This is a genomic window from Syntrophotaleaceae bacterium, from assembly GCA_041390365.1.
Classification (GTDB): Bacteria; Desulfobacterota; Desulfuromonadia; order Desulfuromonadales; family Syntrophotaleaceae; genus JAWKQB01.
In genome coordinates this window covers 638178-662117 of record JAWKQB010000003.1, presented here as the reverse complement: position 1 = coordinate 662117, position 23940 = coordinate 638178, and the positions used below count along the sequence as shown (strand labels likewise).

Genomic DNA, 23940 nt, shown 5'->3' with positions numbered 1-23940 from the left:
GCCCAGGGAAGAAAAAAGGCTAGAGAAAAGCCTCGATTAGATGATCGTAGATGAGCCAGCCGGCAAGATCCAGACACCATCTTCCGTCCAGAAAAACCAGGTGCGAACCGCAACGGGCAACGGCTTCCGGGAAGGCGCTGGCAACCCCTTGGCCGAACTGCCGCATGAAATCGGCTTCCCCTATCCCCTCGGAGGTTCGCAGCCCGAGATAAATTGTTTCGGCCATCGCCCCCTGCCGGTCGAAGTCCTCCAGCTTCTCGGCGGGATCTTCGCCTCGGTCCAGCCTCAGGGAATATTCATTCAGGTCGGGGGGCGCCGCCCAGCGCTGTCCCCATCTTTCCGCATCAAAGGAGTGAGCCCCCGCCCCGATCCCCAAATAGGCTCCACGCCGCCAGTAAACCAGGTTGTGTCGGCATTCGTGCCCCGGCAGGGCATAGTTGGATATTTCGTAGTGCCTGTATCCGGCCGCGACCAGACGATCGTGGATGGCGAGGTAGAGCTCACGGGATTCTTCCTCGTCGGGCAGGGGGAGACCGCCGCGATGGTGCAGGTGATAAAAAGGGGTGTCCTCCTCTACCGTCAACCCGTAACAGGACAGATGCTCCGGCTCCAGAGCCAGTATGGCGTCCAGTTCGTCAAGCAGCTGCCGGCGCCGTTGACCGGGCAGACCGAACATCAGGTCACAGGAGAGGTTGGCGAATCCGGCCCGGCGGGCATCCCGAAAAGCCGTCACCGCCTGCTCGGGGGTATGGCGGCGTCCCAGTCGGTTCAAAAAGGTGCCGTTCAGCGATTGTATTCCGATCGAAAGCCGGTTGAGGCCTGCCGACCTGAACCCCTGCAGCTTTTCCAGATTGACCGTTCCCGGATTGGCTTCAAGGGAGATTTCGGCATCGGCGGAAATCCCGGGCGCCCGACTCAGGGCAGCGATGATGGCTGCCAGGGCTTCAGGGGTCAGCAGAGAAGGCGTGCCCCCTCCAAAAAACAGGGTGGAAAGCCGATTCTGCAGCAGGCCTCGGTCGATAGCCAGGGCCAGGTGCCGCAGCAGAAGCTCCGGATAGCGGCGTAGCTCCGTTTCATGTTCAGCCAGGGAAAAAAAATCGCAGTAAGGGCACTTGCTGAGGCAGAAAGGGACATGGATGTAGAGAGAGGAGATGGCGGCCGGCGGCAAGGGTCGCCCGTTGCGGCACGGCTCCTGCGCCTCGAGGGAAGGGTTACCGTTCAATCGTCCACCACCCATATGGTCATGCCTTCGGCTTTCTGGATCAGATCCCGGGAAACGCTTCCCAGAACCGCCTGCTTCATCTTGGACAGTTTTCGCTTGGCGACAACGATGGTGTCGCACCCGAGCAGGGTTGCCTGGTCGAGAATGTCCTGCGCAATTCCCCGCTGCAGCGGCCGGGATTCGACCACCACCCGCTCTGGCGGAAAGCCGCGGACGGTCAGGATGCGGGAGGCCTCGTCCATGAACTGCCGGACCTGCGCCACCTCCTGTGAGTGGTCCTCGTCACCATGCAATTCAACGCTTTCGGGACCCATCAACTCCTGAAATGCATTCTCGTTGCAGGGGACTCCGGTCAGCACGGCAAAAAGAAAAACGCTGCAATCGGGCAGGCGAGGGACAATAGCGGCGGCATATTCGACCGCCTGCTTCGACGGCAGGGAACAATCCAGGGCGATCAGCAGCTTTTTCACTCATTCCTCCCTCCGGAATGTCAGCGTCTGCCCTTATATTTTCACAACGGAAATCCTTCAAGTCCAGAGGGCTACCCCAAGAAAAACAGCACGGTCATAAGGGACAGAAAGAGGACGGCCAGCAGAACACCGACGCCTATCGGGTAGCTGCCGCTGATGCTGCGCTGCAGAATCCGCCTTTGCACTTCCGGCTGGACCGGTCCGGCTCCCGCGAGCCGGTTTATGAGCCGAAGCCCTGCCAGCTGAAAATGTCCTCCGGGCTCCTCGAAAAACCGGGCCAGCAGGCTCGGCAGCCGTTTTCCCAGTTGTCTCTCGCTCCAGGCGTTCAGGCTGTTGAAAAACCAGTCTGTCAGCGAATAGGCGAGGCGGGCGCCGCGACGATAAAACCAGTCCACATCGAGATTGATGGAGCGGCTCTCGAAGGGGTAGAGCTTCCATCGCAGCAGAAGTACGAAACCGACCGCAACAAAGAACAGCTGCTGCAGCTTTGCCAGCACGTGCGCCGCCGTATAGGGATGCAGCGACATCGGATACGGCATTATGCGGGACCAGAGAGCGGGCCAGACCCCCAGCAGAATGCACAGCAAGGCGGCGCCTCCCATGGCCAGCAGCATGTGAGGCGGGGCTTCCTTGGGACGCAGCCCGGCATCTCGGCGGAAAAAGGCGACATAGGGGATTTTTATCCCCGCGTAGAAGATGGTTCCCGCTCCCGCCGCCAGCAGGGCGAGGTATACCCAGCTCTGCTTGTGGCTATGAACCAGCGCATCGAGCAGCATTGACTTGGTGATGAAGCCGCTGAACAGGGGAGCGGCGGCAATCGATGCGGCGCCTATCAGGTAGAAGACCGCGGTCAAAGGCATGGTGCGCCAGAGACCGCCCAGATCGGTCGCCTCGATTTTTCCGGTCCGGAACAGCACGGCGCCCATGGCCATGAACAGCAGGCTCTTGTAAAGGATGTGGGCCCAGGCGTGGCATACGGCACCGTTGATGGCCAGTTCGGTGCCGATGCCGATACCGACAACCATGTAGCCGACCTGGCTGATCAGGCTGTAGGAGAGAACCCGGCGCAGGTCGTTTTCCATGATGGCGTAAAAAACGGGAAAGACAGCCATGAGGGCGCCGATCCAGATCAGCGCCTCGGTTCCGGCGAAAGTCCGGGCCAGCACGTAGACCGCGCTCTTGGTAGTGAAGGCGCTCAGAAAAACGGTGCCGGCAATGGTGGCCTCGGGATAGGCATCGACCAGCCAGGCATGGAGCAGAGGCCAGGCACAGTTGAGCCCGAAGCCGAGAAAGATGAGCAGGGTGCCCGGCGCGCCGAGACTCATGGCGCCAAGAGCGATATCCCCGGTGGCGCCATAATGACTAATGATGCCGGTCAGCAGGCAGAGGCCTCCGGCGGCATGAACCAGCAGGTAGCGGAAGGCCGCCCCCCGGGACCGGGTGGTGCGGCGGGCGGCGATAAGGAAGGTGGCGGCAATGGTCAGCACTTCCCAGCAGACGAACAGGGAAAACAGGTCTCCGGCGAAGACGACACCCTGGGCTGCTCCGGCATAGAGCAGGGCCACCGCGTAATGGCCGCACTCCTTGTGATGCAGGGAAAAAACAAGTCCCAGCAGGGTGATCAGGTGAAAAATGGTGCCGAAGGAGCGGGACAGGGCATCGACTTTTACAGGCACCAGGTCGAGCCCGATGAAGGCGATACGGCCGAAACTGCCATCGGGCATCGCCCAGAGCAGCAGAAGCCCCGCTACAGGCACCAGCAGGGCCGCGGCCTTGAGAAGGCGTCCTCGCAGACCCGACAGCAGCAGGCATCCGGCAACGTAGAGCAGCACCGGAGGTATGACAACATCAGCGATCATAGTAATCCTCGTCCCTCCTCAGCAGAGGGCGTACCAGGCATCTGGCGGCCAGCACCAGCAGCAGGCAGGAAACCAGGCCGATAGCGGCATTGAATCCGAACCATTCGTCCCAGCCGAAATAGCCGTGCAAATGGAGCGGAATTTCCAGTGCCAGCAGAGCAGCCAAAAACAATGCAAAAATTGTCAGAAGAGGCCGGAAACCCGGTTTTTTTCTCTCTTGTTGCATCGATCGACACCGTTTCTTGAAAATTGATCGGTCCAGACCACAAGCGCCGGCCCGGTCGAGCTCCCGCTACCCCCCCAGGGCCTGCCGCACCAGTTGGAGAAGAATGCCGGGAAAAAAGAACAGCACCAGAGACAGCAGTGCCGTGATCACAAGCGGGATCAGGCAGAAGAGCGGCGCCTCCCGGACTTCCGCTATGCTTTCGCTCTGCGACTCGGCAAAAAAGCCCCGATAGACGATGGGCAGGAAATAGGCGGCGTTGAGCAGAGAACTTGTCAGCAGCACCAGGACCAGTACCATTTGCCCGCTGCCGATAGCCCCCAGCAGCAGATTCCATTTGCTGATAAACCCGCCCAAAGGCGGCATGCCGATGATGGACAGGGACCCTAGCAGAAAAGCCCCATAGGTTACCGGCATGCGGCGGCCGAGGCCGTCCATTTCGCTGATATATTTTTTGTGACTCGCCACATAGATCGCCCCGGCGCAGAAAAAGAGGGTGATCTTGCCGAAAGCGTGCATGGCGATATGCAGCAGCCCGCCGCTCATGCCTGCCGCCGTAAGCATTCCCGCACCGAGAACCATGTAGGAGAGCTGACCGACAGTGGAGTAGGCCAGTCGCCGCTTCAGATTGTCCTGGGTGAGGGCGACCAGGGAGGCAGCCAGGATGGTCACCGAGGCCACAGTGGTGATCAGCATGCCGAAATCGAGGTCCCGGAGCAGGTCGGGGCCAAAGATGTCGATGATGACCCGCAGGATGGAGAAGACTCCCACCTTGACCACCGCCACGCCGTGCAGAAAGGAACTGACCGGCGTCGGGGCGACCATGGCAGCGGGCAGCCATCCGTGCATCGGCATGAGGGCCGCCTTGGCGAAACCGAACAGGAACAGCACCAGCAGCAGAGCCAGGATCTGCGGTGAAGCCTTGCCGGCCAGAATGCCCCCGGCGGTGAAATCGAGGGTGCCGGTCAGCGAGTAGATCACAACCATCGCCGGCAGGACCAGGCCGATGGAGGTTCCGAGGATATAGGTCAGGTATTTGCGGCCCGAGACCCGGGCTTCGCCATTCTGTTCATGGGTGACCAGCGGGTAGGTGGAAAGGGAAAGAACCTCGTAGAACAGGTAGAGGGTCAGGAGGTTGGCGGCAAAGGCCACACCGATGGTGGCGGAGATGGCTACGGCAAAAGAAGCGAAATAGCGGGTCTGGTCGTGCTCCTGCAGGGAGCGCATGTAGCCGATGGAGTACAGGGAGGTGCAGATCCAGAGAAAGGAGGCGACCAGGGCGAAGAACAGGCCCATGGCATCCACCCGGAATTGAATCGGTACGCCGGGGATCACTTCGGCCAAAGTCCAGACAAAGCTCCCGCCGGCCAGCACGTTCGGCAGCATGGCCGCCACCAAGCAGAACTTTCCGATCGCAGCGAGCAGCGTCCAGGATTCCCGCAGGTTCGGTTTCCGGTCGGACAGAAGAATGGGAACGGCAGCCAGCAGGGAAATGCCGATCGCCGCCAGCGGCAGGATTGAATTTAAACTAGCCATTGAATCGGCGCTCCTTACAGCTTCATGGCGCAAATCCCGCCGGCAGGGCGAGACGGATCACATTCGCGACCAAGGGACCGCTGCCGACACCGACCACGAGCAGGGCTACGGCCGACAGCAGCAGGGGAGTCAGCAGCATCCCCGGCGCCTCTTCCTTCTGCAGGGAAGCGGCGGAATTCCCCTGGGCCGGCTTGAAAAAAGCGGCTTCGATGATTCGGAAAAACAGCAGAGCATTGACAAGGCTGCTGATCAGGAGGGCCGCCACGAATTCACCGTGTCCACCTTCTAGGGCACCGAGGATCAGGTACCATTTGCTGAAGAAGCCACAGGTCGGCGGAATGCCGATCATGGAAAAAGCGCCGACCGTAAAGGCGGCCATGGTCAGGGGCATGCGCCGGTAGAGACCCTGCAGTCGGTCGAAATCGAGGCTGCCGGTGCGATAAATGATGGCTGCCCCGGCCAGGAAAAGGCAGAGGGTCATCAGGGCGTCGTTGACGATATGCAGGATGGCGCCGGTCATTCCGGTACTGTTGGCCAGCCAGACGCCTCCGACCATGTAGCCGACCTCGGCGACCAGGATATAGGTCAGCATCCGCCGCAGGTTCTTCTGTGCCAGGGCCAGGGAGGAACAGCAGACGATTCCCAGCGCAGCGGCCCAGACAATCCCCGACTGGACTCCGGGATGAGCGATGAAAATATAGTCCGGCGAAAAGATTGAGAACATGACCCGGATCATGAGATAGATGGTCACCTTGGTCATGAGCGGGGCGATCATCACCCCGGCGCCCGTCGGGGCCTGGCTGTAGGCGTTGGGCAGCCAGACGTGCAGCGGGAAAAAGGCCATCTTGATCCACAATCCGACCAGCAAAAAGGCGAAGGCGGTGGCGATGGCCGCGGGAGCCTCGAGACCCGGCAGAATGCGGGCAATGTCCGCCATGTTCAGGGTGCCGGTAAGGATGTAGAGATAGCCGACCCCCAGCAGATAGAAACAGGCGCCGATGGAGCCCATGATGATGTAATTGAAGCTCGACAAAGGAGCCCGCCCCTTGCCCATGGCGATAAGGCCGTAGGTGGTGATCGAGGTGATTTCGAGCAGCACGTAGAGGTTGAAGGCATCCCCGGTCAGCACCAGACCGAGCAGTCCGGCTATGAGAATCAGGTAGAGGGTGAAAAAGAGATGTTCCCGCCCGGGCAGTTCCTGGGCCACGCTCTTCAGGGCGCTGCAGGTTGCCAGCAGCGCCACACCCGAGACCAGGAGCAGCATCAGGGCACTCAGCGGGTCGACCACCAGTTCGATGCCGAAGGGGGGCTGCCAGTTGCCGACCGTGTAACGATATGCGCCTTCCCGCAGCACCCGCAACAGGGTCAGCAGGGCACCGATGGTGGAAAAACCGAGAGCCCCGATGGCCAGAGGGCCGATCCAGGCGCGGGAAAGACGCCCGAGCAGGTTGACGGCGAAGGCGGTCAGCAGAGGCGCAGCGAGAACGTAGAGATGCAGATTGGCGGAGGTCATCGGTCGATCTTCTCCACGATTTCATCCTCTTCCAGAGTGCCGTAGTGGCGATACAGCCTCACCATGATCGCCAGCGCGACCCCGGTCACGCTCACCGACACCACGATGGCGGTCAGCATCAGCACATGGGGCAGGGGATTGACCACTGTAGCCGCATCGATGCCGTGGCTCAGGGCTGCGTGCTTGTCGACGATGGGGATGCCGCCGCCCCGTTTGACCCCGATGGAGACGTAAAAAAGGATGATCGCGGTCTGGAAGATGTTCATTCCGAGCAGTTTCTTTACCAGATTGCGCTTGCCGATCATGGCATAGAAGCCGATCATCATCAGCAGCACGTAAAGCCAGTAGTTGTATTTGGCAACGATTTCCGCCAGCAGCTGTTCCATTTCAGAGCCCCTCGTCCATCCCGCCTCCGGAACCAAGATCCCAGAAAAGCGAGGCCATGATGCTCATGACGGCGATGCCAACCCCCACTTCCACCACGAAAATCCCCATGGATCGCCATTCCACGGCGCCGAGGGGAATGATGCGGTTCAGGGCTGAATAGTCGAGAAACAGGCCGCCCAAAAGGGCGCAGAGCACGGCCGTCCCGGTATAGATCAACACACCAACGTTGCCGAGGATACCGTTGACCCGCTCCGACATGAAGCGCAGCGAGGTCTGCAGGTCGTAGGCCAGCGCCAGCAGGATAAAGGAGGCGCCCAGCACCACCCCTCCCTGGAAACCGCCCCCCGGGCTGTAATGGCCGTGAACGATAATGTAGAGACCGAACAGCTGGATGAAGGGAACCAGCAACCGCACGGATGTGCGGATGATCAGATTTTCGCCCACGATCCGGCCCCGGGCCCGCTGCTGGAGGATTTTCATGTCTTCTGCCTCCTCAAAATGCTGATCACCGCCAGTCCGGCGCAGTAGATGACCACCGTTTCGAACATGGTGTCGTAACCGCGGTAATCGCCGAGGATGGCGGTAACTATATTGGGAACGTGGGTTTCCTCAACCGACCGCTGAATGTAAACCGGCGAGACATGGGTACTGGCGGGGGAAGCCGGATCGCCCCATGGCGCGAAATCCTTCGTTCCGTAAAGCAGGACCACGGCGGTGGCCAGAGTGGCAAGAAAAGCGAACGCTTTCAATCCTTGCTCCTTCGTGTAGTACGGAAAATGGCGGCAATGAAAAGGACGCTGCTGATGCCCGCACCCACCGTCGCCTCGGTAAAGGCCACATCCACAGCACCCATTTCCGCCCAGAGAAGACACATGAGAAAACTGTAGACACCGAAAATCACCACCGCCCCCAGCAGGTCGCGGATGGTGATGGCCGCTACGGCGCAGACCGCCACCAGGGCCAGAATGAGCAGGTCCAGTTCCCAGATCATTGCTGTTTGTCCTTCCGGGTCCAGGGTTCGACGCCGATGATCAACGCCGCCTCGGTCACCGCGTGAGTGGCCGTTGGGCTGGCGACGAAGACGAACGCGGCGATGGCCAGAATCTTCAGGCTGACCAGCAGGTTGGCGGGGGAAAAATCGATCAGGTTGTAGAGGGCGATGCCGAAAATCACCAGCACCGCGGCCAATGAGTCGCATTTCCCCGCCGCATGCAGCCGGGTATAAAAATCGGGAAATCGTAGAATACCGAGTACGGCCACCGCGAAAAAGAAGATTCCCGTCAGAATGAGAAACCCGGAAACCCAGAGCATTTCCTGTAACCTTTCGGAATTTTGGTTCGGCTAATGGAAGGGCGTATCCTTGCGCCGCAGGAAATACTTAGCGGCGCCCAAGGTCGCGATAAAGTTGAGCAGGGCATAGGCGATGGCAATATCGACGAACATCGACACATTATTGTAGAGTACGCCGATAATCAGCAGCAGCACGGTGGTCTTGGTGCCGATCACGTTGCCGCCGAGAATCCGGTCGAGAATGGTCGGACCGTAGACCACACGCACCAGGCAAAGCCCCATCAGCAGAAGCAGGGCGATCCCCGAGCCGATAAAAACTGAGTCCATCATTTTACTGGTTCCAGGGCTTTACCCACCCGGCGTTCCATTTCCCCGGGAAGGGATTCGGCAGCGCTGCGGGTCAGGGCATAGACGGTAAACTCGTCTTCATGGATGTCGACGGTAATGGTGCCGGGAGTCAGGGTGATCGACTGGGCAAAGGTCACTTTGGAAATCGGGCGTTTCAAAAAAGTCTTGAAGCGGAACAGCTGGGGATCGATGAGGTCCAGCATCCGGGGGTGCAGAACGATGTAGGCGACCTGAATGTTGGCGATGACAATTTGCCAGAAAAGCCACGGGAAGTAGAGAAACAGGCCAAAAGGTCCTTTGACCCAGAAGCGCTTCTTTTCCCCATAAAAAAGAAGTTCATGGCTGAGCAGGGTGACCAGCAGACAGCTGATGATCCCCAGGGACAGATGAAAGGCATCGAACATGCCCGACATGATGACCCAGAAGGCCAGCATGGTAATGAAGGTTGCCACTTTCGCCATGGAAACGATGGTATCCCAAGAATAGCTTCGGAAATTCGAACACCGAGGAGGCCGGAAGCAGAAGTGAGGTCGCCCGACCCCTGTCGGTCGAGGATTTTTAGCACGCTTTGAGTTCAAGGGTCAAGCGCCTCCTGCCCTCTGCGCGATATCGTATACTCCTTCCTTGCCAATCTTTTCAAGGAGATTGGATGCCGGGGGCGAGACATCTCTTCATTGCCCCATCCGGCGGGCTGGTTTATAATCGGGAATCTCTTCTTTATTCAAATCCGCCGTCAGGCGGGAATCGCCCAGGATGAAACGCCATGACTGGAACAACGACAGCCGCAGCCGTGCAGTTCCCCATTGCCCCGGGGCAGGTCGAAAAAAATCTTGACCAGGCACTCGCCGCCCTGCACCGCCTGGGTTTACGCAAGGTGCGTCTGGCGGTGCTGCCCGAAATGTGGAGCACCGGCTTCGATTACCGCTCTCTGCCGGACGAAGCGGAAAAAACCCCGGCCGTACTGGAACAGATCGCGGACTCAACCAAGCGTCTGAACATGGTCGTGGTGGGATCTCTGCCGGAAAAGGTTGACGGCGCCCTTTTCAATACCACTTTCGTTGTCGATGACGGCCGGGTGGCAGGGACCTACCGCAAAATGCACCTTTTTTCTCCCATGGGCGAACATCTGCATTTTCAGGCGGGAAGCCAGATTCTCGTGGTACCGACCTCCGCCGGTCGGCTCGGCATGGCCATCTGTTACGACCTCCGTTTTCCCGAACTGTTTCGGCTCCTGACCCTGTCCGGAGCGGAGATCATCTGCCTGCCCGCCGAGTGGCCGGCTCCCCGGCAGGAGCAATGGCGGACCTTGATCAAGGCGCGAGCCATCGAGAACCAGCTCTTCCTGATAGCGGCCAACTGCTGCGGTCGTCAGGGCCGATTCGACTTTTTCGGCATGAGCCTGATCGTCTCGCCGCAGGGGGAGATCCTTGCCGAAGCGGGAACCGAGGCTGAGGAGATCACGGCCGACCTCGACTTCGCCGCCATGCGCGACTACCGGGAAAAGATACCAGCGCTCAAGGACCGCAGGGCGGATGTTTACGGAAATCTTCCTTGAAAAAAACGGGCGTTTGGGACGATTGATTCCGTCATCCGAAAGTCAAAATCCGGGAAAAACCTTTTGGGTCGAACGCAGATCAAGAAGGATTTACGCAGATAAGGCCAAAACCGATTATGATTTCATCCGCCGTTATCCCCAGTTATCTGCGTTCAATAAAGACTGCATCGCAAAATGTCATTCCCGAGGCGATTTTGATCGGGAATCCAGCCGTTGAATCCTGGATGCTCAATAGAAACACTTGGGCATGACGGAGTGAATTTGCGGCTTTCAGGTGTTCACATCCATAGTCGCATCAAACCCCTATTCCTCAAGGGCCTGGGCGGAGCGGCGGTACGCCGGCGGAACCTCGTCGAGACTGTCGGCGAACTGCAGAACGCCTTGCCGGTCGACATAAAGGTAGGATGTTTTCCTGTCTTTCGAGCTCTGCTCGAGGATCGCCTCCACGGTGCGGTTGCGCTCCTTTTCGCAAGGGACCGGCCCGGAGGAAGGCCGGGTGGGTCGGGGGACGGGCATTGGCGAGGGCCGGCCACCCAGCAGGCGGGTTCGGAAATCCCGGTAACATTCCTGGAAGTTCCGGATCAGCGGACGATCCGCATCAAGATGAAGCAGAGCCTGATCGGCCGCCACCACCAGAACCAGGAACACCGCTGACCAGAGGGCAAACCGGACCAGGGGCCGGCGGGCTTTTTTTCGGGACTTTTTCTTCATGGAACCCCTCGAAGAGAATCACAGACGGCGGGACCTTAATCCAGCCAATGCCGAGGGACATATTAAAGAATCGGGAATCGCCAGGCAAGGACTTCCATCCCGGAGGTCATGGGAAACTGCTGCAGGAAACGCAAGCCCCATGATAAACCCGAGATGGTCGATTGCCGGGTTCACATTTATCCCTTGCTGTGCTATATAATTGAGCCGTTTATCGCCATTCAAGGAGTTTTTCATGAACAAAACCGCATACGATGTCATTATCATCGGCGGCGGACCCGCCGGTCTGACCGCCGGACTCTATACCTCCCGGGCCAAGCTCGACACCCTGCTGGTCGAACGCATGATCGTCGGCGGCCAGGTCATGACCACCACCAAGGTCGAAAACTATCCCGGTTTTCCAGGGGGCATCGACGGTCCCGAACTCGTGGCCCGATTCCAGGAGCACTGCCAGGAATTCGGCCTTCAGGTCACCAGCGGGGAGGTTCAGCAGCTGATCGACAAGGGCGACTACAAAAGTGTCATCGTCGACGGCGAGGAATACCGCGCCCGGGCGGTCATCGTCACCACCGGCGCCGAACCGCGCAAGCTCGGCATTCCCGGCGAAAAGGAGCTTGCCGGCCGCGGCGTCTCCTATTGCGCCACCTGTGACGGGGCGTTTTTTCGGGACGTACCCGTCGCCGTCATCGGCGGCGGGGATACGGCGGCGGAAGAGGCGATCTTTCTCAGCCGTTTCGCCAGCAAGGTCTACCTCGTCCATCGCCGGGACAAACTGCGGGCCACCAGCGTGCTTCAGGAGCGGGTCCTGGCCAATCCCAAGATCGAGGTGGTCTGGAACAACGTCCCCGAGGAAGTCATTGGCGACAAGCGGGGGGTTTGCGAGCTCAAGATCAGGAACAAATTGACAGATGAGGTCTCCTCTCTGGCCGTCGAAGGGGTTTTCTTCGCCATCGGCGTCATCCCCAAGGCCCATTTTCTGGCAAACGTTCTCAAACTGAACGAGGAAGGCTATATTCTCACCGATACGGAAGGCCGCACCTCTCTGCCGGGGGTTTTCGCCGCCGGCGATGTGCGCAGCAAAATGCTGAAGCAGATCGCCACCGCAGTCGGGGACGGAGCCGTGGCGGCGATCGCGGTGGAGAAATATCTGGAAGGATTTTAAAGGACAGCAGGGACAGCAGGGACCTAAAGGACTGAAAGGAAGGCAGGGCAGGATAGTCATTTTGTTTTGGTGATGGAATTTCCGTTGGCCAGGGGGGACCATGCTTGCCAAGGTGCTGTCCGGAGCATTGATCGGAATCGACGCCTATCCGGTGGAGGTCGAGGTGGACATCGTCCAAGGGCTTCCCCAGTTCGCCACCGTCGGCCTTCCTGACGGGGCAGTCAAGGAGAGCAAGGACCGGGTCAAAGCAGCCATCAAGAATTCCGGCTACGAATTCCCTGTCCGCCGCATCACCATCAATCTCGCCCCCGCTGACATTCGCAAGGACGGCGCGGCCTTTGATTTGCCGATGGCCATCGGCATCCTCGCCGCGACCGGGGTCGTTCCGAGCGATCGCGCCGCAAAATTCGCCTTTCTCGGCGAACTGAGCCTGGACGGATGCATCAAACCGGTCCGCGGCGCCCTTCCGGTCGCCGTCGCCGCCCATCAATGGGGCCTCGACGGGCTCATCCTGCCCCTGGAAAACGCCCGTGAAGGGGCCATTGTCGAGGGCCTGACCATTTACGGCATTTCCGACCTCGGTCAACTGGTCGATTTTTTGAACGGCCGGCAGGCGGTCGAACCGTGCCGGGTCGACGCCGCCGAGCTGTTCGCCCAGGGCTCGATTCACGACGTCGATTTTGCCGAAGTGAGGGGGCAGGAGCATGTCAAGCGGTCCCTGGAGGTAGCTGCCAGCGGCGGTCATAATCTCCTGATGGTCGGCCCTCCCGGCAGTGGTAAGACCATGCTGGCCCGGCGTTTGCCCACCATCCTGCCGGATATGGGTTTCGCCGAAGCTCTGGACACCACCAAGATCCATTCAATCGTCGGCCTGCTGCCCCGCCAGGACGCCCTCATCTCCACCCGCCCCTTCCGCAGCCCCCACCACACCATCTCCGACGCCGGACTCATCGGCGGCGGTACGATGCCGAAACCGGGTGAAGTCTCCCTGGCTCATCACGGCGTGCTGTTCCTCGACGAACTGCTCGAATTCAAGAAAAACGTGCTGGAGATGCTGCGTCAGCCTCTGGAAGACGGTCAGGTCACCATCAGCCGTGCCGCCACCACCCTGACCTATCCCGCCGACTTCATGCTGGTCGCGGCCATGAACCCCTGCCCCTGCGGCTACCTGGGTGACCCCCTCCATTCCTGCACCTGCACCCCGCTGATGGTCCAGCGCTATCGGCGGCGCCTCTCCGGCCCACTGCTGGACCGCATCGACCTGCATGTGGAAGTGCCGCGCATCAGCCACAAAGAGCTGTCGGAGGATGAAGAGGGCGAAAGCAGCGCCGCCATCCGTGCCCGCGTGGAGCGGGCACGGGAGATCCAGCGGGAACGCTTTGCCGGCAGCACCACCCTCTGCAACGCCGCCATGAAACCCCGACAGCTGCGCAAGTTCTGCGCCCTCGACGAAGCCGGGCAGCAGCTGATGGAAATGGTCACCGACCGCCTCGGCTTCTCCGCCCGCACCTACACCCGCCTCCTAAAAGTCGCCCGCACCATCGCCGATCTGGCCGAAAGCGAACAGATCCAACAATCCCACCTGGCCGAGGCAATTCAGTATCGGAGCCTTGACCGGCGGACGCAATAGGGGCTCACTCCCCAATGATTGCAGCTAAAGGGACTGTATAATCGATTGAGGCCCAGGATGCGAACTACCTCGATTCCCCTCGACCAATCCAATTCTGGTATTCTTCGGGCTGCAGCAACCTTCGGTTGTCTTGAAACCGGGCGAAATGATGGTTTCAAGCCCGTTTTCTGGTTTGCAAACTGAAGATGTAGGAATGCTTGACTTTAGGAAAGAGGGAAAAGGATTTCATGGATACACTGAGTCACAGTGAAATTACAGCGCTGTTTCTGGCTTTAGGCCTTTTGCTGGCCTCTGCCCGGTTGCTCGGTGAAATGGCGCTGCGTTTCAACTTGCCGTCTGTGCTGGGCGAAATCCTGGCCGGAGTCTTGTGGGGGCCGACTCTGTTCGGCGCCCTGGCTCCCGACTGGCATGGTTTCCTTTTTCCCATGACTGGCGGAGGGGCTTTGGCTTTCGAGGGCTTGACCCTCCTGGCTATCGCTCTTTTCCTGCTGGTGGCCGGGATGGAAGTCGATCTTTCCACCATCTGGCGTCAAGGACGGGCTGCCATCAACATCGGCATCGCCGGGATGGTCGTCCCTTTCACACTGGGTTTCGTCGCCTCCTGGTATCTGCCGGGACTCATGGGTATGGAGGAGGGCGCGGAACGGCTGGTCTTCGCCCTCTTCATGGCCACCGCCCTGTCCATCTCGGCGCTGCCGGTCATTGCCAAGACCCTGATGGACCTCAACCTCTACCGAAGCGACCTGGGTATGCTCGTGGTGGCGGCGGCGGTACTCAACGATCTGGTGGGCTGGATCGTCTTTGCCGTCATTCTCGGCATGCTGGGGGCGGATCCGGATGCGCTGGGAATCGGTCGGACCATCTGGCTGACCCTCGGTTTCGCCCTCATCGTCCTGACCGTGGTCCGCTGGGCCTTCAACCGTGTGCTGCCCTGGATTCAGGCACACACCAGCTGGCCCGGCGGAGTCCTGGGTTTGGCCCTGTCGCTGGCTCTGATTGCCGCCGCTTGCACGGAATGGATCGGTATACATGCTATCTTCGGCACCTTTTTGATCGGTGTGGCCATGGGTGATTCACGCCATCTGCGGGTGCGCACCCGGGCCACCATCGAGCAGTTCGTGTCCTTCATCTTTGCGCCCCTGTTTTTCGCCAGCATCGGCCTTAAGGTTGATTTCCTCGCCAACTTCGATCTTCTTTTGGTGCTGATCGTCCTGGTCATCGCCATTGTCGGCAAGGTGGTAGGTTGTGGCCTGGCCAGCCGCCTGAGCGGACTCTCCCGACGAGAGTCCCTGGCGGTTGGCTTCGGCCTCAATGCCCGGGGCGCCATGGAGATCATTCTCGGCCTGCTCGCACTGCAATACGGTTTGATCAGCGAACAGCTTTTCGTCGCCCTGGTGGTCATGGCTCTGGCCACCTCGCTGATGAGCGGCCCTTTCATGCAGCGCCTGCTGCACCTCAAAAAACCCCTGCGATTTACTGACTTTCTCAGCTCGAGGGCCTTCGTCCTCAAACTGTCCGCCTTTTCCCGGACCGAGGCCATCGAGGAGCTGGCCCAGGCTGTCGCCGAGGATGCCCTGCTCGACGGAGAAACGATTGGACGCCGTGTGCTGTCCCGGGAAGCCCTCATGCCCACTGGACTCGGCAAGGGGGTGGCCGTGCCCCATGCCCGTCTGCCCGGACTGGTCAAGCCGGTGGTTGCGGTCGGTCTGTCCCGTTCCGGCATCGACTTCGATAGCCCGGACGGCACCGCAGCCCATGTTATCTGCCTGATACTCACCCCGGTCATGGACGAAGGAGCCCAACTGGAGATCCTGGCTGACATTGCCCGTACCTTCAAGCCCCCGGAAATCAGGGACAAGGTCCTCGGCGTGGCCGGTTTTACAGAATTTCTGGCGCTGGCGCGCAGCGGAGACCAACCGAACTAAGTAAGGGGACGGAGTCAAGTTGTCAAATATCAAAAAATTTACCCGTCGCCCCAGCTTCATACCAAAGGTTAATCCTCTTTCTTCAGCCAACAAAGCTTCTCTGCGATCGAGCCACCTAGTACAGCTGTCCGGCTGATTCAGGAGTTCCCTTCCGGCCCTGCCATCCGGCCGCAGGTGCGGATTCAATCCCCGTCCGTCTCGTCCGTACCTTTCCGTACATTGATTTCCGAGAGAAGGCGACAATGCCGCAAAATACACCGAAGTTTTCGGTTTTTCTCTTTACTGAAAAGCCGGTCATTTGTTAGATTTCGACCAGATGCGATGGCGGGTCGGTTTGTTGTGCATTTAAGGCAGTCGGGTTGTTGGAGGGATATTATGAATAAGCCTGCGAGGCCACTTTCCATAAATGGGGTGGCTTCTTTTTTTCTTCCCCCTGGGTAAAACCTCGACCCTGATTTCTCTATCAAGTTGTATACCGTCTCGATGTTTTGGAGACAGCTTGAATATTTTTTTGGGTGGACTGCACTGAAAAGGTACTTCAATGGCTTCATTAAGGAGAGAGAAAGGAGATGAGTATGCCTGGAATCGGCTCAGCAGAATTAATTCTCATAATCCTATTGATTCTATTAATCGTATTTCCCTATTGGAGGATTTTTTCCAAAGCAGGTTTTTCAGGATGGTTGAGTATTACAATGATTATTCCCTTACTCAACATTGTGGTTTTATTTTATTTGGCCTTTGCGGAATGGCCAGTGCTTAAAAATCTCAACAATAGAAACAAGCCTTAAATTTTTCACGAAACTGAAGCTGTGAACAAAGCCTTATTGGAGGAGAAAAGGAGGTGGGATATGACCGGTAAGATTTTTATACTCTTTATTTTGCTTGCATGGGCAACAATGGGATCATCGACGGTAATCGCAGGCGGAGCGGGAAAATCGCCGGAGTGTATCGGCAACTGTGGCCGGGAGCTGTCCGATTGCACGAGCGGTTGCAGGCCGAACGCAGAATGTTTTGACCGGTGCAAGCAGATTTCGGCATTGTTTGTTGATGACATCCTCGAATGCCAGAACAATTGTGCTGATGAAATTTCAACGTGTGAAGATTTATGTTTGGCATACAACAAAGACTGTGTCGAAAATTGCCCTGAGAAGAACGAATAATACACAAACAATGGAGGTCATTATGAAAAATTTGGTTTCCAAATTGGTTATGTTGTCTATTTTCCTTTTATTTTCCCCTCTTCATGCAATTGCTGATTGTGCTGAAGACTGCGTCAATGATTGTGACGGTAAAACCGGCCAGGCCTACGAGGATTGCATGGTGCCATGCCTCCAGGATTGCCAGAAGTACGATCCGTCGGATGTTCCGGATGTCCCGGAACCGACGCCTGTGGAAGAGCCTGAAGAAGAATAGGTCTCTCGAGGATTGCCTGTGATACGGAGAGTAAAAAGCCAGATACTGTGGTCATCCCTTGTGGTGGCCGCCTTGTTGTCTATTGTCCAGAATGCTTCTGCCGACATGGGACAGATCCACGCGAGTGATGCTGCCATCCGGGAGAACTCGCAGAAGGCGATCATTCTTCACAATGGAATCGAGGAGGTCCTGATCCTCGGCACCGACCTCAAAGCTGACCGGAAAACAGCCGTCCTTCGCTTCATCCCCTTCCCTTCCGAGCCCCGGATCATGAAGGCCCCGGACGCGACCTTTGATGTCCTGGCCGAGGTGCTGAAGAAACACCGCCTGCAGTTCCTGATGGCCAGCAAGGGCGGCGCAACGGCAGGCGCACCTGTCGAATTGCTCCTTCACGAAAAACTTGGCTCACACGACATGACCCTCATCAAGGTGAACGATGCCGTGCATTTCAGGGCGTGGGCGAACACCTATTTCAAAAGGAAGGGGCTTCCCACAAAAGCGGAATACGCCACTGCCGAAGCGATTGTGGACGATTACGTGAAGCGCGGCATTCCGTACTTCGTCATCGATTATGTCGAGGTTACCGAACAAACGCGTTTCATCGAGCCGGTTGCCTACCGGTTCGCCAGCAAGAGTCTCTACTACCCGCTCAAAACCTCGAATACCTTTGGGGGCAAGGGGGCCATTGAACTGGTTCTGCTACTGCCGGGAACGCTTTGCGAGCCTTCCCTTGGGGCTTACGACACCTGCCTCGGCCTTCCTGCGTTCAATCAGCACGTGCAGGTCAGCACTTCGGCCGCCGTGCCTGTCGACGATCTCGCAGGGATTTATCCTGAATCGGAAGCGTTTTTCGGCGGCCGCCAGGTCTTCATGCAGATGGTCAGCTACCAAGGCGATTATTCCTTTGAAGAGGATGTTTTTGAGGACCCGGGCAAAGCGATCCCCAGCGCTTACGGCTATGCCGAAGAGCAGCACGGAAACCCGTGGCTGCTGCCTGTGGAGCAGATTGTGAGGGATCTCGAGCAGGGGAGCCACGACGCACCAACCCTGCAAGACCCTCGCTGCGCGCTTCAGCCCGATCCAGGCCCGTGCAAGGGGCTTTTCGAGAAGTTTTACTTCGACACGGCTGAGGGGATCTGCAAGACCTTCTTTTACGGGGGCTGCCAGGGGGTTGTTCCCTTTGATACCAGGGAAGAATGCGCGGCCGTCTGCCTTGGGGAGCAGAAGCACTCAGAGCCCAGAGACGGGGAGAAGCCAAGATGACACACAAGGGACAACTGACGCCGGGTGGACAGACGGTTCTGCAAGCAAAAATCGGCATCGTCGTGGTCGCATTTTTTCTGTTGTTCGGGCTGGTGTTCGGCTTTGTCGTCCTGCAGGAGACTCCCGACTCGGAAGGCAGCCTGAAACTCCTCATCGGCCTGTTCTTCCTGATCTGGGTCGTGGCCTGCCTCGGGATCATCGTCTTTTACACCAGGCTGATGTCAAAACGGGGATCCCCAACCGACAACTCCCTTGTCGATATTCACCTGGAAAGCACGGCCGGATTCGATGAGCGCCTGCGTGCCCTGGAGGCCCTGAAAAGCGATGGCCTGCTCTCCGAAGAGGAATACCGGGCCAAACGCGAACAGATATTGAAGCAGCCCTGGTAACGGCATGCGGATAATCCAGATGGGAGAGGAGCAGGGAAGTATGGGCGGAATCGGGAGGTTGAACAGGTCTCTGGGCTGGAGCAGGCTCTTCCTGCTGGTGTTGCTTACCGGCATTCTTGCACCAACGCTTGCCGTTGCAGAACCCGCCCTCTTGAAGGGATCCAAACCGATAACAGTCGATCCCTATTTCTCCTGCGTCATCCCGGCCGACTGGTCCGAGGGAAACTCTTACGCCGGCTCCGCGCTCTCACCGGAAGAAAAGAAGGTTTTCGGAGTCGAATTTTCCAAGTATTCCTGGGGCCCGGTGCCGATGAGAATTTCCGTGCACTACTATGCCGAGGGGAATCTGCTGCACTCCACACCGGAACTGTACATCGCCCGCAAGGCCCATCCGGTTGTTGAACAGGCCGGCAAGTACAGGTACGGGGAACTGTTCGATACCGTCGTTGACGGACGGCCCGCCAAAACATTCATGCGGCCGTATTATCAATTCGTTTCAGCGGAACCGCTGCTTCCCGGCTCTTCGCAGGATGACCCCAAGGATGACGCCAGAGTCTACGAGGGGAGGGAAATGATGGCGCGCAAGGAGCCGCTTGTCGAGCGCTACGTGGTCGTACCAGCCGATTCCGGCTTTTATGCCCTTGTTTATTCGGCCCCGGACGACCATTTCGAGGAGTTCCTCGGGGTCTTCGATGGCCTCTTGGACACCTTTAACCCTTTGCGATGAGGGGGGGGAAAAGAGACACCATGGGTAATTTCCTGCGGAAGGCCGGTACGGAATTGAGGCAGTTGCCGCTGATGCTCGGCAAACTGCTCGGAGGTCTGGCAGCGGTCATCGGGATCGGAATGGCGTCCTGGGTTGCGACCCACGGGAAAGACGGGGATGTCTGGCTGCCGTTTCTGGCAGGGGTTGCAGGGCTTGCGGTCTTCGTGGTGTCGGCGAGGCGGCTGACCAGACGCGCGGCTGCGGCCAAAGCGCCTCCGTCGTCTCCGGGCGAGATGAAGCGGTCGAATTTTCTGGCCTGGTTGTTGCTACTGCTGCTTCTCGTGGTCTTTCTGCTTTGCATCAAGTTATTCCTGCAATTAACCGGGACCCGGCAACTCTTGGCACCCAAGTCAGTAACTATTTCGGAAAGCGAATCGCAATGCCAAAGATAATGAAAATCATACTGGTCATTGTCGTTATTGCCATCGTATGGGGAATGCTGGCCTCGATCGATGCCGGGCCGGCCGGTTTCGGGACGATTCTGTCCTTGCTGGCCCTGCTGGATGTCGTCACCGGTGAGTTCAAAGGGAACAACAAGCTGGTCTGGCTGATCGTCGGCCTGGCTGGGTTGTTCTTTGCCGCCGTGGCCATAGGCAGTGTCATGATGATGGCACCCACAGCGAGCGGCAAACAGCCTCTTTATGCCATGGCTACAGTTGTCGCTCTGCTTCTCCCAATCGCGTATTTCCTGTTCGGCAGGGGACAGAAGGCTGCAGGAAAAAAGCAACCGAGTGAGAATTGAGTAATCATGAAATACCTGGTCATCATTGGCCTGCTCATTCTCCTGCCTGCCGTCGTGCAGGGCGTCCCGTCCGTGGGCGAATCGATGCTTGTCGAGTGCCGGACGCAACTGGAGATGTGGCGAAACGACCGCGTCACTCCCGGGCTGGCCCAAAAGGCCATGCAGATGGAATGCCCGGACCCTTACGCGAGAGTCATGCCTGTTTTCAAGAGGACACCCTCTTCAAGCCCAAGCGGCAGCTATGAGAGTTATGGGGGACCCCGGGACGACGAGGAGAGCGCGCGCCGGGAGAGGGAAAGACAAGAGAGAGAGGGGCTCGAAAGGGAGCGGCAGCAGGCCTTCGACAAGGCAAAGCAGGAGTTGCTGCACTCCATCAAGGGGGGCAGTCCGGGGACCTCCGGCCTGGGGCTGAAAACCTCCGGATCGGCCGGTCAGGGGCTGTCTCTCAAGTCCGGAGCGCCGCCGGTTTCCCCTTCGACCGCTCAGACCACCACCGCCGTTCGCCAGGAACAGGATGCCTTCGACAGGATGCAGGCTGATTGGCTGCGCAGTCAGCAGGAATTGATCCGGCAATCCGTTGCCTACGACAGCAAGTGGCGCAACGAAGTGCTGGCCTCCATCAAGGCGATCCGTGTGCCGAATCCTGCGACTCGTCCTAAGGAATTGGATGATCTGCGCCCCGGTGATGTGCTCCTGATCGGACCGGATGACTCTTTCATTGCCGGTGCGATCAAAAGGGCAGATCCCCTCTACCGGGCGCTCGATTCCCTGGTCGCCAGCAATGTCTCCAGCGAGGATTTGAGATACGGGAAGGCCTCCCATGTCCTGACCTTCGTCCGAAAGGTCAGGGAAGAGCTGCTCTTCCTGGACCATACCAGCGAAGGGAGCCGGATTCTCAACGAGGAGGAGTTGATGCGCAGGTACTGCAACCGCCCGGTTTACATCGCCAAGCCCCAGGCGAAAGTCGATGGCAGGAAACTCTGGGAGATTGCCCGGGAGGCCGCACTGCAGAAAAAGTCGGATTACGGTCTGCTGGGCAGCAGCGTGGTGTGCTCGGAGCGGGCTGCGATCGCGGTGGCCAAGGCGACCGGCGTTGCCATGGACAAGGAGCAGCATGTTTTCGGCCTTGGGGCCGTTGATATCACGCCGGCCGACTTTTTCGACGACAAGCATGTCGGCAAATTCTTCCTGGTGTCGACCCAGCCCATAATCCTGAGAGGGAAATGAGACATGCGAGGTTTGGCCCTTTTGATGACCGTGACGTTGTGCCTGGTTGGCTTTGCTGTTCCAGCCTTTGCGCAGGTGCCCGTGAACGAACAGGCGCGGCGCCACTTCGACCGCGGCACAGCCGCCGTAGAAATAGCGGAGTCACAAAGCGATTTTGCAGCTGCGGCCAGGGAATTCGAGGAAGCTGTCCGCTTGGCTCCAGAATGGCCGGAGGCCTACTACAATCTCGGCCTGGTTCGCGAGAAGCTCGAGGATCTTGAAGGTGCCATCTCCAGCCTCAACCGCTACCTGGAACTGGCACCCGGTGCTGCAGACGCCGCAGCGGTCCGAAGCCAGCTCAACAAGATCGAGTACAAACGGGACAAGCGCGGCGAGATGAAAAATTTTTTCGATATTCTGGCACGACCGATTCATACGAAGAGGTTGGTGAATGAAACAGGTTCCTGTCAAAAATGGACAAAGGATATGGTCGTGTCAGGCAATAAAGTCATAATTGTGAATTCGTTGAAACAAATGTATAATTCCAAAGAAATACGTAAGTGGGCAGAAGATTATTTCGATGTTCAGTTCGATAATAAAAAATATAATTACAAAGCGATACACTATAAGTGTACAGCAGAAACATCGAGAGGTTTTAAAACGGATCCGTATTGTCCAACAAACTACAGTGTGAGTGGAGAAATAGTATCCTTGGATCCGATCACTTTAAAGGAAGATATTGTTGTTTTTGATAAAATGATTCCGCACAACAATGGTAGATGCAATCAGGTTTGGGAGATTCATGAATAAAAAAAGTGAGAAACAATGGTGAGAATTTTCTTCGCGACTCATGCCCTTTGTTTCGTTATTTTCTTCAGTGCGCTTGGCACAGATGCCATCGCAGCCGTGAGCGATCAGGCCCAGCGCCACTTCGATCGCGGCACGGCAGCGGTGGAAATGGCTGTATCAGAAAGCGACTTTGAAGTCGCCGCCGGGGAATTCGAAGAGGCAATCCGCCTAGCTCCAGACTGGCCGGAGGCTCACTATAATCTTGGCCTGGTTCGCGAGAAGCTCAATGATCTGGACGGCGCCATCTACAGCTTCCGCCGCTACCTGGCCCTGGCACCTCAGGCTGGCGATGCCGCAGCGGTCCGGAGCCAGATCAACAAGGTCGAATTCCGTCGGGAAAAGCTTGCCAAAGAAGCCCAAGTTCCCACCTTGCTTGACGGAACCTGGCGCGGCTTCATGTCCTTCTGCGGCGGCAGTCGCAGCGAGCTTCGTTTCTACCACTGGGGGGGAGGTGAAGTCTCTGTGGAACTTCCGGTCAACTGGAATGCCGATCCGGGGGTCGCCACTGATCCGAAGAGGGTCGCTGTTGAAACAGAGGGAAGGCAAGTCAGGTTTTCCTTCCGCAGCAAGTCTGTGGTGCCAGGTATCGGCACATATTACTGTGACATTGAGTATGATTTGAGTCTTGTCGAGCCCGGCATTCTGAAGGGCGTCATCAAGCAGAAAGACGCTCCGGGCAGGGAAGTTATCCTGAAAAAGCGGTAATCCACTCGACGAAAGAAGTATACATGGCCGAGAAGACGGCTCCACCCCCTCTATGAAGCCGGGCAGCGGCTGATGAAAGTAGGCGCCGACCGTTTCGGCTTCTCCGCCCCCACCTACACCCGTCATAACGCCACCTTCAATTACTGGGGTGGCTTTTTGTTATTCGCACCCGTCAAAAGAGGCTTGATTTTTGATTTTGACCTCTTGGACGAAGTGATTTTATGGCAAGTGTAATACCGACTGATTTTCTAAGAGCTGTCGGACTTGAGGAATCAGCAGTAGATTCAGCCAACGTCCGACCTTCTCCTGGACATGGGTCAAACATGTTATATTATTGATTAACAAATACGCGCCGAACTTTTGCGTTGGGCTTTAGAAACTTTAAGGTGCGCGTATACAAGGAGGCAGAAATGTTAAAATACTTTTTTCTAGCATTACTGGTCTCGACTTTTTTCGTCTTTGGGTTCAATACAAACTCGATGGCAGCGGTTCAAACCGAGGAATCCAAGGTTTTGATCAAATGCTCTACCTGCGGGGTTGAATTCACCTCGATGCCCCTGGCTGAGCAGCACATGAAAACCAGTCAGGACCATGCATCGGCACACCCGTTGATCAAATGTTCCACCTGCGGAGTGGAATTCACTGCGCAGGCCGGCCTGAAAAAACATCCGCAGGTGAATGCCGATCATCAGGGCACTCCGCTAATCAAATGCTCCACCTGCGGAGTTGAGTTTACTTCTCCGGAGAGTTGAGGTCACTGTTTTCCGGATGAAAAGCGG

General features: G+C 57.8%; 30 protein-coding genes. 15 read left to right on the top strand and 15 right to left on the bottom strand.

What is annotated here, in order from left to right:
- Positions 1 to 19: 19 nt before the first annotated feature.
- From hemW to R2940_15300, 13 genes are all read right to left on the bottom strand, one after another.
- Positions 20 to 1222 (bottom strand): radical SAM family heme chaperone HemW, encoded by a 1203-nt coding sequence (gene hemW / locus R2940_15360; protein ID MEZ4601167.1) that lies wholly within the window; start codon positions 1220 to 1222, stop codon positions 20 to 22.
- On the bottom strand, positions 1219 to 1692 hold the full coding sequence (locus tag R2940_15355) for a universal stress protein (GenBank protein ID MEZ4601166.1): 474 nt from the start codon (positions 1690 to 1692) through the stop codon (positions 1219 to 1221). Before R2940_15355 ends, hemW begins: the two co-directional genes overlap by 4 nt.
- Before the next feature lie 71 nt (positions 1693 to 1763).
- Positions 1764 to 3551: a Na(+)/H(+) antiporter subunit D gene (locus R2940_15350; GenBank protein ID MEZ4601165.1), complete on the bottom strand. Its 1788-nt coding sequence runs from the start codon at positions 3549 to 3551 to the stop codon at positions 1764 to 1766.
- Entirely contained in the window at positions 3541 to 3777 is a 237-nt protein-coding gene (locus R2940_15345) for a hypothetical protein (protein ID MEZ4601164.1), read from the bottom strand. Before R2940_15345 ends, R2940_15350 begins: the two co-directional genes overlap by 11 nt.
- Before the next feature lie 66 nt (positions 3778 to 3843).
- Positions 3844 to 5310, bottom strand: a complete 1467-nt coding sequence (locus tag R2940_15340) for a monovalent cation/H+ antiporter subunit D family protein (protein ID MEZ4601163.1) — start codon at positions 5308 to 5310, stop codon at positions 3844 to 3846.
- A 22-nt stretch (positions 5311 to 5332) separates the two neighbouring features.
- Positions 5333 to 6823 carry a proton-conducting transporter membrane subunit gene (locus tag R2940_15335; GenBank protein MEZ4601162.1) on the bottom strand — a complete coding sequence of 497 codons (1491 nt, stop codon included), beginning with the start codon at positions 6821 to 6823 and terminating at the stop codon, positions 5333 to 5335.
- Positions 6820 to 7209 carry a cation:proton antiporter subunit C gene (locus tag R2940_15330; protein MEZ4601161.1) on the bottom strand — a complete coding sequence of 130 codons (390 nt, stop codon included), beginning with the start codon at positions 7207 to 7209 and terminating at the stop codon, positions 6820 to 6822. The genes R2940_15335 and R2940_15330 overlap by 4 nt, the downstream gene beginning before the upstream one ends.
- Before the next feature lies 1 nt (position 7210).
- Positions 7211 to 7690, bottom strand: a complete 480-nt coding sequence (locus tag R2940_15325; protein ID MEZ4601160.1) for a Na(+)/H(+) antiporter subunit B — start codon at positions 7688 to 7690, stop codon at positions 7211 to 7213.
- A complete protein-coding gene (gene mbhE, locus R2940_15320) occupies positions 7687 to 7959 on the bottom strand; it encodes a hydrogen gas-evolving membrane-bound hydrogenase subunit E (GenBank protein MEZ4601159.1) in 273 nt (90 codons plus the stop codon). The genes R2940_15325 and mbhE overlap by 4 nt, the downstream gene beginning before the upstream one ends.
- Complete coding sequence (locus R2940_15315; GenBank protein ID MEZ4601158.1) at positions 7956 to 8201, bottom strand: hydrogenase subunit MbhD domain-containing protein; 246 nt, start codon at positions 8199 to 8201, stop codon at positions 7956 to 7958. The genes mbhE and R2940_15315 overlap by 4 nt, the downstream gene beginning before the upstream one ends.
- Positions 8198 to 8521 carry a monovalent cation/H(+) antiporter subunit G gene (gene mnhG, locus R2940_15310; protein ID MEZ4601157.1) on the bottom strand — a complete coding sequence of 108 codons (324 nt, stop codon included), beginning with the start codon at positions 8519 to 8521 and terminating at the stop codon, positions 8198 to 8200. Before mnhG ends, R2940_15315 begins: the two co-directional genes overlap by 4 nt.
- Positions 8522 to 8551: 30 nt before the next feature.
- Positions 8552 to 8830: a monovalent cation/H+ antiporter complex subunit F gene (locus R2940_15305; GenBank protein ID MEZ4601156.1), complete on the bottom strand. Its 279-nt coding sequence runs from the start codon at positions 8828 to 8830 to the stop codon at positions 8552 to 8554.
- The gene (locus R2940_15300; GenBank protein MEZ4601155.1) at positions 8827 to 9309 is read right to left on the bottom strand and encodes a Na+/H+ antiporter subunit E; all 483 of its coding nucleotides are present in this window, start codon (positions 9307 to 9309) and stop codon (positions 8827 to 8829) included. Before R2940_15300 ends, R2940_15305 begins: the two co-directional genes overlap by 4 nt.
- A gap of 302 nt (positions 9310 to 9611) precedes the next feature.
- On the opposite strand from R2940_15300, the gene R2940_15295 reads away from it, so the two are divergent.
- A complete protein-coding gene (locus R2940_15295) occupies positions 9612 to 10403 on the top strand; it encodes a carbon-nitrogen family hydrolase (protein ID MEZ4601154.1) in 792 nt (263 codons plus the stop codon).
- A 303-nt stretch (positions 10404 to 10706) separates the two neighbouring features.
- On the opposite strand, the gene R2940_15290 is transcribed toward R2940_15295, so the two are convergent.
- Complete coding sequence (locus R2940_15290) at positions 10707 to 11114, bottom strand: hypothetical protein (protein MEZ4601153.1); 408 nt, start codon at positions 11112 to 11114, stop codon at positions 10707 to 10709.
- A 232-nt stretch (positions 11115 to 11346) separates the two neighbouring features.
- On the opposite strand from R2940_15290, the gene trxB reads away from it, so the two are divergent.
- The 14 genes from trxB (at position 11347) to R2940_15220 (ending at position 23395) form a co-directional block, all read left to right on the top strand.
- On the top strand, positions 11347 to 12273 hold the full coding sequence (gene trxB / locus R2940_15285; GenBank protein MEZ4601152.1) for a thioredoxin-disulfide reductase: 927 nt from the start codon (positions 11347 to 11349) through the stop codon (positions 12271 to 12273).
- Positions 12274 to 12373: 100 nt separating this feature from the next.
- Positions 12374 to 13903, top strand: a complete 1530-nt coding sequence (locus R2940_15280) for a YifB family Mg chelatase-like AAA ATPase (GenBank protein MEZ4601151.1) — start codon at positions 12374 to 12376, stop codon at positions 13901 to 13903.
- Positions 13904 to 14130: 227 nt separating this feature from the next.
- Positions 14131 to 15828, top strand: coding sequence for a cation:proton antiporter (locus tag R2940_15275; GenBank protein ID MEZ4601150.1), 1698 nt, complete (start codon positions 14131 to 14133; stop codon positions 15826 to 15828).
- A gap of 848 nt (positions 15829 to 16676) precedes the next feature.
- The gene (locus R2940_15270) at positions 16677 to 16988 is read left to right on the top strand and encodes a hypothetical protein (GenBank protein MEZ4601149.1); all 312 of its coding nucleotides are present in this window, start codon (positions 16677 to 16679) and stop codon (positions 16986 to 16988) included.
- Between the two features lie 22 nt (positions 16989 to 17010).
- On the top strand, positions 17011 to 17241 hold the full coding sequence (locus R2940_15265; GenBank protein MEZ4601148.1) for a hypothetical protein: 231 nt from the start codon (positions 17011 to 17013) through the stop codon (positions 17239 to 17241).
- Between the two features lie 18 nt (positions 17242 to 17259).
- A complete protein-coding gene (locus R2940_15260; GenBank protein MEZ4601147.1) occupies positions 17260 to 18504 on the top strand; it encodes a DUF2330 domain-containing protein in 1245 nt (414 codons plus the stop codon).
- Positions 18501 to 18893: an SHOCT domain-containing protein gene (locus tag R2940_15255; protein MEZ4601146.1), complete on the top strand. Its 393-nt coding sequence runs from the start codon at positions 18501 to 18503 to the stop codon at positions 18891 to 18893. Before R2940_15260 ends, R2940_15255 begins: the two co-directional genes overlap by 4 nt.
- 40 nt (positions 18894 to 18933) lie before the next feature.
- A complete protein-coding gene (locus R2940_15250; protein ID MEZ4601145.1) occupies positions 18934 to 19620 on the top strand; it encodes a hypothetical protein in 687 nt (228 codons plus the stop codon).
- A gap of 20 nt (positions 19621 to 19640) precedes the next feature.
- On the top strand, positions 19641 to 20051 hold the full coding sequence (locus R2940_15245; GenBank protein ID MEZ4601144.1) for a hypothetical protein: 411 nt from the start codon (positions 19641 to 19643) through the stop codon (positions 20049 to 20051).
- Positions 20039 to 20401: a hypothetical protein gene (locus R2940_15240; GenBank protein ID MEZ4601143.1), complete on the top strand. Its 363-nt coding sequence runs from the start codon at positions 20039 to 20041 to the stop codon at positions 20399 to 20401. Before R2940_15245 ends, R2940_15240 begins: the two co-directional genes overlap by 13 nt.
- 6 nt (positions 20402 to 20407) lie before the next feature.
- Positions 20408 to 21628 carry a hypothetical protein gene (locus tag R2940_15235; protein MEZ4601142.1) on the top strand — a complete coding sequence of 407 codons (1221 nt, stop codon included), beginning with the start codon at positions 20408 to 20410 and terminating at the stop codon, positions 21626 to 21628.
- 3 nt (positions 21629 to 21631) lie between these two features.
- Complete coding sequence (locus tag R2940_15230) at positions 21632 to 22417, top strand: tetratricopeptide repeat protein (protein MEZ4601141.1); 786 nt, start codon at positions 21632 to 21634, stop codon at positions 22415 to 22417.
- A 15-nt stretch (positions 22418 to 22432) separates the two neighbouring features.
- On the top strand, positions 22433 to 23161 hold the full coding sequence (locus R2940_15225; protein ID MEZ4601140.1) for a tetratricopeptide repeat protein: 729 nt from the start codon (positions 22433 to 22435) through the stop codon (positions 23159 to 23161).
- Between the two features lie 72 nt (positions 23162 to 23233).
- Positions 23234 to 23395, top strand: a complete 162-nt coding sequence (locus R2940_15220) for a hypothetical protein (GenBank protein MEZ4601139.1) — start codon at positions 23234 to 23236, stop codon at positions 23393 to 23395.
- A gap of 200 nt (positions 23396 to 23595) precedes the next feature.
- On the opposite strand, the gene R2940_15215 is transcribed toward R2940_15220, so the two are convergent.
- Positions 23596 to 23850, bottom strand: a complete 255-nt coding sequence (locus tag R2940_15215) for a hypothetical protein (protein ID MEZ4601138.1) — start codon at positions 23848 to 23850, stop codon at positions 23596 to 23598.
- Between the last annotated feature and the right edge of the window lie 90 nt (positions 23851 to 23940).